A 4,872-nucleotide genomic window follows, 5' to 3' on the forward strand; every position below is an offset into this window, starting at 1 on the left:
CCCGAAACCCGGGGCACGCGCCCGGCCGCTGCCGGTCATCACGCCGCTGTCGCCGACGCAGAAGGAGGAGCTCGAGGTGCTGGCCCGGGACGGGCGCTGGAGCGACCTGCACGAGTGGGTGAATGCCCTGGCGGCCGAGATGCACAACCAGCCGCTGGTCCAGGCCCTTCGGCAGGCGCTCGACCGGCTGGATTTCGAGCAGATCCGTTTGATCGCGCGCACGGCGCCTGTGCACACGCCCTAACCCGGGCCGGCAGAACCCGCGTGCCCATCAGGGCCATCGAGTCGGGCCTGTTTCGACGTTTATTTAGATATATCTAAAATAATTTCGATACGACATAGAAAGACCCACCATGCGCCACCCTCACCACTGCCACGCCCCCCGCGGCGAACACGAAGACGGCTTCTCCGGGGGCGGACGCGGCATGCGCGGAGGACGCGGCGGCGGCCGTGTGTTCGGCCATGGCGGGCTGCGCTTCGTGCTCCTGCAACTCATTGCCGACAAGCCCTCGCACGGCTACGAGCTCATCAAGGCCATCGAAGACCGCCTGGGCGGCACCTACGCGCCGAGCCCCGGCGTGGTCTACCCCACGCTCACCCTGCTGGAAGAGATGGGCTACTTGAGCGTGGACACCGCCGACGTCGGCGGCCGCAAGCGCTACACCGTCACCGACAGCGGCCGGGAGTTCCTGGCTGCCAACCGCGACACCGCCGACGCCATGATGGCCCGCATGAACGGCGGCGTGGACGGTGCCGGCCCGCGCGGCGGCCGCCCGCCGCAAGTCACCCGCGCCATCGAAAACCTGAAGCTCGCGATGCGCTTGCGCCTCATGGGCACGCCCCTCACCGAACAACAAGCCCACGAATTCGCCGCGGTGCTCGACAGCGCCGCACAACAGATCGAACGCATCTAACCCTTTGACATGACCGACACACTCACTGCTTCTCCTGCCTCCCCCGACCGCACGCCGCGCCGCGTGCGCCACGAACTGCGCTTTCGCCAGCTCACGGTGAAGACCGTGCAGCGCGTGACGCCGCACCTGATCCGCGTCACGCTGACCGGCGACGCGCTCGAGGGCTTCACGAGCCCGGGTTTCGACGACCACGCGAAGCTGTTCTTTCCCGATGCCACCACCGGCCAGCTCACGCTGCCGACCGCCGACCCCGACGGCCCGGTGTGGCCCGAAGGCGGACGCCCGGCCATGCGCGACTACACACCGCGCCGCCACGACGCCCAGGCCAATACGCTCGAAATCGACTTCGCCCTGCACGACGCCGGCCCCGCCACGCAGTGGGCCGAACAGGCCAAGCCCGGCGACATCGTCGGCGTGGGCGGCCCGCGCGGCTCGTTCATCGTGCCGACCGAGTTCGACTGGCATCTGCTGATCGGCGACGACACCGCCCTGCCCGCGATCTCGCGCCGCCTGGCCGAGTTGCCGGCCGGTGCGCGCGTGGTGGTGCTGGCGGAGGTCGACAGCGCAGCCGACGAGATTCCCTTCGAAACGCAGGCCGAACTCACGCTGCGCTGGGTGCACCGCCAGGGCGCGGCCCCGGGCCTGAGCCCCGTGCTGGTCGACACGCTGAAGGCCATGGCGCTGCCGGCCGGCGACTTCCACGCCTGGGTCGGCTGCGAATCGGCGATTGCGAAGGCGCTGCGCGCGCACCTCGTGGGCGAGCGCGGTGCGAATCCGAAGTGGGTTCGGGCCTCGGGCTACTGGCGTCGGGGTGCCGCAGCCACGCACGACACGCACGACGAATAAAGAAGGCGCGATTCAATCGCGAGACACCGCAGAACCGGCTTTGCCGGGCTGCAGGTGTCGCCCCCGGTAGGGGGTTGGCGAAGCGACACGAAGTGCGCGAAGCCTGGGGGCGAGCTTCGTTCTAAAGCCAGCCGACGCGCCTGAATCGGTAATACAGGTAGCCGCAGGTACTCACGATCAGCCCCAACGCCATCGCGTAGCCATAGCGGAATTTCAGCTCCGGCATGTGCTCGAAGTTCATGCCCCAGATGCCCGCGAACGCGGTGCACACCGCGAAGATGCTGGCCCAGGCGGCCAGCCGCTTGGTCACTTCGCTCTCTTCGATGGTGACCATCGAGAGGTTCACCTGCACGGCGGTGGCGATGGTGTCGCGCACCGCGTCGATCGAGCCGTTGATGCGCACCAGATGGTCGCCCACGTCGCGGAAATACTCCTGCGTGCCCACGCAGATCTGCGGCACGCGCCCGCCGTGCAGCTTGCCTGCCGCCTCCACCAGCGGCGCCACCGCGCGCTTGAGCGTGAGGCTGCGGCGCTTCAGGTCGTACAGCTGCTTGATCTTGTCGCGCGCCGCGCCGCCCTGGGCAAAGATCTGCTGCTCGATGGATTCGAGTTCCACTTCGAGCGCGTCGATCACCGGGAAGTAGCGGTCGACCACCGCGTCCATCAGCGCATAGAGCACGAAGCCCGCGCCGTTGCGCAGCAGGTCGGGCTCGCGCTCGCAGCGCTCGCGCACGCCCAGGAAGCCCTGCTGGCTGCGGTTGCGCACCGACAGCACGTAGTTCTTGCCGACGAACACGTTGACCTCGCCCACGTTCACGCTGTGCGCGCCCTCGTCGTCGGTCGAGGGCTCGATCAGGTGCATCACCACGAACAGCGAGTCGCCGTATTCCTCCACCTTGGGGCGCTGGTGGCCGTGCTGGGCATCTTCGACGGCCAGCGGGTGCAGGTCGAACTCCTTCTGCATCTCGGCCAGTTCTTCGGGCGTGGCGTCGCTCAGCGCCACCCACACGAAGCAGCCGGCGCGGGAGATGTACTCGCTGATGTCCTCGACGGGAATGTCGGCGAGCTTGGCGCCGTTTTCATAGGCCACGCAGTTGATCAGCATCGGGGCGTTTCCCTCTTCGAATTTGAGAATCTGGAATCAGGTCAGGCCGCTGCGGCATCGGCCTGCGCGGTGGCCGCCAGGGCGGCTGTTTCCGCCAGCGATGTCTCGATGACCTGGGTTTCGCGGCTGAGCAGGGCTAGCCCCTTGTCGGCCAGCGCGCGGTGGCTTGCCACGTCGGCCCACAGGCTCGACACGGCTTCGGCGCAGGTGATCGAGGTGAAGCGGATGCGGCCTTTGGCCAGCGCGACGAAGCGCTGCTCGCGCAGCGGATCGGCACGGTCCCAGGCACCGCCGATGAGCACGCGCTTGCCGCGCTTGGTGCGAGGCTCGCGCTCGGCGAAGAAGGGCAGCTTGGCGCTGACCCAGCCCAGCATGCCGGTGTTCAACGCGGTGTCGAAGGCCGAAGGGGCGGCATGCGCCTTCGCAAAGGTGCGCAGGGTGCCGAGCTGGTAGAGCGCCGGGGCCTTGGCCCCTCCCGTGCCTTCCACGGGCTGGATGACGGACGGGCCGTTGCCCGGGCGCCCGTCGGGCCGTTTCGACTTGCGCAGGTCAGCGAGCTGGGCCGGCGACATGCACAGATACAGCGCCGCGAGGTCGGCGGGCAAGGTGGCGGTGTCCGGGAGCGCGTCCGCTTCAGGGCCTTTGTGTTCTTCCAGGGGGGCCATGGGCGCCTTCTTCGTTCGTCACGCGGGGTTCGCGCCCGGGGATTTTAGAAGGCGGGGTTCGGATCGACCGGCGCTGCCGCGACGGTCCGCGTCAACGGTCGGAGGCGCCCTCCCCGGCCGGCTCGGGCGCCTGGTCCGGCAGCCAATGCAGCTCGTCCGGCAGGTACGGCCGCGACCAGGTCATGCCGTCCAGCCGCACGCGCAGCGTGAGCCCTCGCACGGTGGTCACGGTGCCGGGCTGCCCGTGCACCAGCACCCTGGCGCCCTTGCGGGCAGGAACGTGAAATCGCTTCCGGATGTCCTCGTAGCTCACTGGGGTCTCCATCAAGAATAGGTCGCGTGCGCCCGCGTCGTCATGCGCATGCGCATGTCTACGCAAGCGGAGGGCGTTTGGATTCAAAACCGGCCAAGGTGCGCGTGCGGCGGGCGCCGCGCCTCGAACAGGCCACGTGGGAGATCTGCGATGGATCCCCACAAAGTTCACAGTCATCGGGACCGGCATGGTGCCACGCGACGCGAAGATCCCCAACCCATCTCGACAATGCCGCCCCAGGGGAGGAGTCACGGGGCGTCGAACGCATCGGACTTCGCGTATAAAATCTTATACATCAAGGCGTCGATGGACGAGAAGGAAATCCGTTGGGTCGGCTCGTCGTACGCGGACCTGCTGGCCTTTCCGGTGGAACCGCGCCGCGCGGCCGGTTTCGAGTTGGGCAAGGTACAGGCCGGGCTCGACCCGACGGATTGGAAGCCATTCAACGACGTGGGTGCCGGCACGCGGGAAATCCGGCTGCGGGACGCCAGCGGCATCTACCGCGTGATGTACGTGGCGAGGTTCGAGGAAGCCGTTTATGTCCTGCACTGCTTCCAGAAGAAGACACAGGCGACCAGCCCGCAGGACAAGGCCATTGCCCAGGCGCGCTACCGCGCCGTCGCCAACGCCAACGCCAACGCCAGGAAAGACAAAGCATGAAGACCGACACCGCCATCCGCCACGTCACCCCGCCGGGCGCCAACCTCTTCCTCGAGCTGGGCTTTACGCCGGCCGAGGCCCGCCGCCTGCAGGCCGCCTCGCACAAGCAGATCAACGACACCCGCCTGCTGAAGCAGCAGCTCATGGAGGCGCTGGCCGGCTGGATCGCCGAGCACCAGCTGAAGCAGGCCGAGGCGGCCGAGATCCTGATGGTTTCGCGCCCGCGGGTGTCCGACGTGGTGAACAAGAAAACGACCAAGTTCACCATCGACACGCTGGTCGAAATGCTCAGCCGCATCGGCAAGCCGGTCACTCTGACCGTCGGCTGATCCCCGTCCGCCCGTCCCCGATAATCGCCCGAGTGAAAAC

Annotated in this window: 8 protein-coding genes; 5 read left to right on the plus strand and 3 right to left on the minus strand. The window is 67.8% G+C overall.

Annotated features, from left to right (window positions below; all coding sequences use genetic code 11):
- The 3 genes from D3H34_RS34365 to D3H34_RS30800 all read left to right on the plus strand — a co-directional run.
- Positions 1-244, plus strand: a 244-nt coding sequence (locus tag D3H34_RS34365; protein WP_167481305.1) for a hypothetical protein, incomplete at its 5' end; no start/stop codon positions are given.
- Between the two features lie 109 nt (positions 245-353).
- Positions 354-914: a PadR family transcriptional regulator gene (locus D3H34_RS30795; RefSeq protein ID WP_119558640.1), complete on the plus strand. Its 561-nt coding sequence runs from the start codon at positions 354-356 to the stop codon at positions 912-914.
- A gap of 9 nt (positions 915-923) precedes the next feature.
- Positions 924-1,760, plus strand: a complete 837-nt coding sequence (locus D3H34_RS30800; protein ID WP_119558641.1) for a siderophore-interacting protein — start codon at positions 924-926, stop codon at positions 1,758-1,760.
- Positions 1,761-1,881: 121 nt separating this feature from the next.
- Here the strand turns inward: D3H34_RS30800 and corA are convergent, their stop codons facing one another.
- The 3 genes from corA to D3H34_RS30815 form a co-directional block, all read right to left on the minus strand.
- Positions 1,882-2,865: a magnesium/cobalt transporter CorA gene (gene corA, locus D3H34_RS30805; RefSeq protein WP_119558642.1), complete on the minus strand. Its 984-nt coding sequence runs from the start codon at positions 2,863-2,865 to the stop codon at positions 1,882-1,884.
- Positions 2,866-2,906: 41 nt separating this feature from the next.
- A complete protein-coding gene (locus tag D3H34_RS30810; RefSeq protein WP_119558643.1) occupies positions 2,907-3,530 on the minus strand; it encodes a hypothetical protein in 624 nt (207 codons plus the stop codon).
- Positions 3,531-3,621: 91 nt separating this feature from the next.
- Positions 3,622-3,855 (minus strand): polysaccharide deacetylase, encoded by a 234-nt coding sequence (locus tag D3H34_RS30815; RefSeq protein ID WP_119558644.1) that lies wholly within the window; start codon positions 3,853-3,855, stop codon positions 3,622-3,624.
- A gap of 294 nt (positions 3,856-4,149) precedes the next feature.
- Between D3H34_RS30815 and D3H34_RS30820 the strand changes: the two genes are divergently transcribed.
- Both D3H34_RS30820 and D3H34_RS30825 read left to right on the plus strand, forming a co-directional pair.
- Positions 4,150-4,503 (plus strand): type II toxin-antitoxin system RelE/ParE family toxin, encoded by a 354-nt coding sequence (locus D3H34_RS30820; RefSeq protein WP_119558645.1) that lies wholly within the window; start codon positions 4,150-4,152, stop codon positions 4,501-4,503.
- Positions 4,500-4,832: a helix-turn-helix domain-containing protein gene (locus D3H34_RS30825; RefSeq protein WP_119558646.1), complete on the plus strand. Its 333-nt coding sequence runs from the start codon at positions 4,500-4,502 to the stop codon at positions 4,830-4,832. The genes D3H34_RS30820 and D3H34_RS30825 overlap by 4 nt, the downstream gene beginning before the upstream one ends.
- The last annotated feature ends 40 nt before the right edge of the window (positions 4,833-4,872 follow it).

It is taken from the genome of Acidovorax cavernicola, assembly GCF_003581445.1.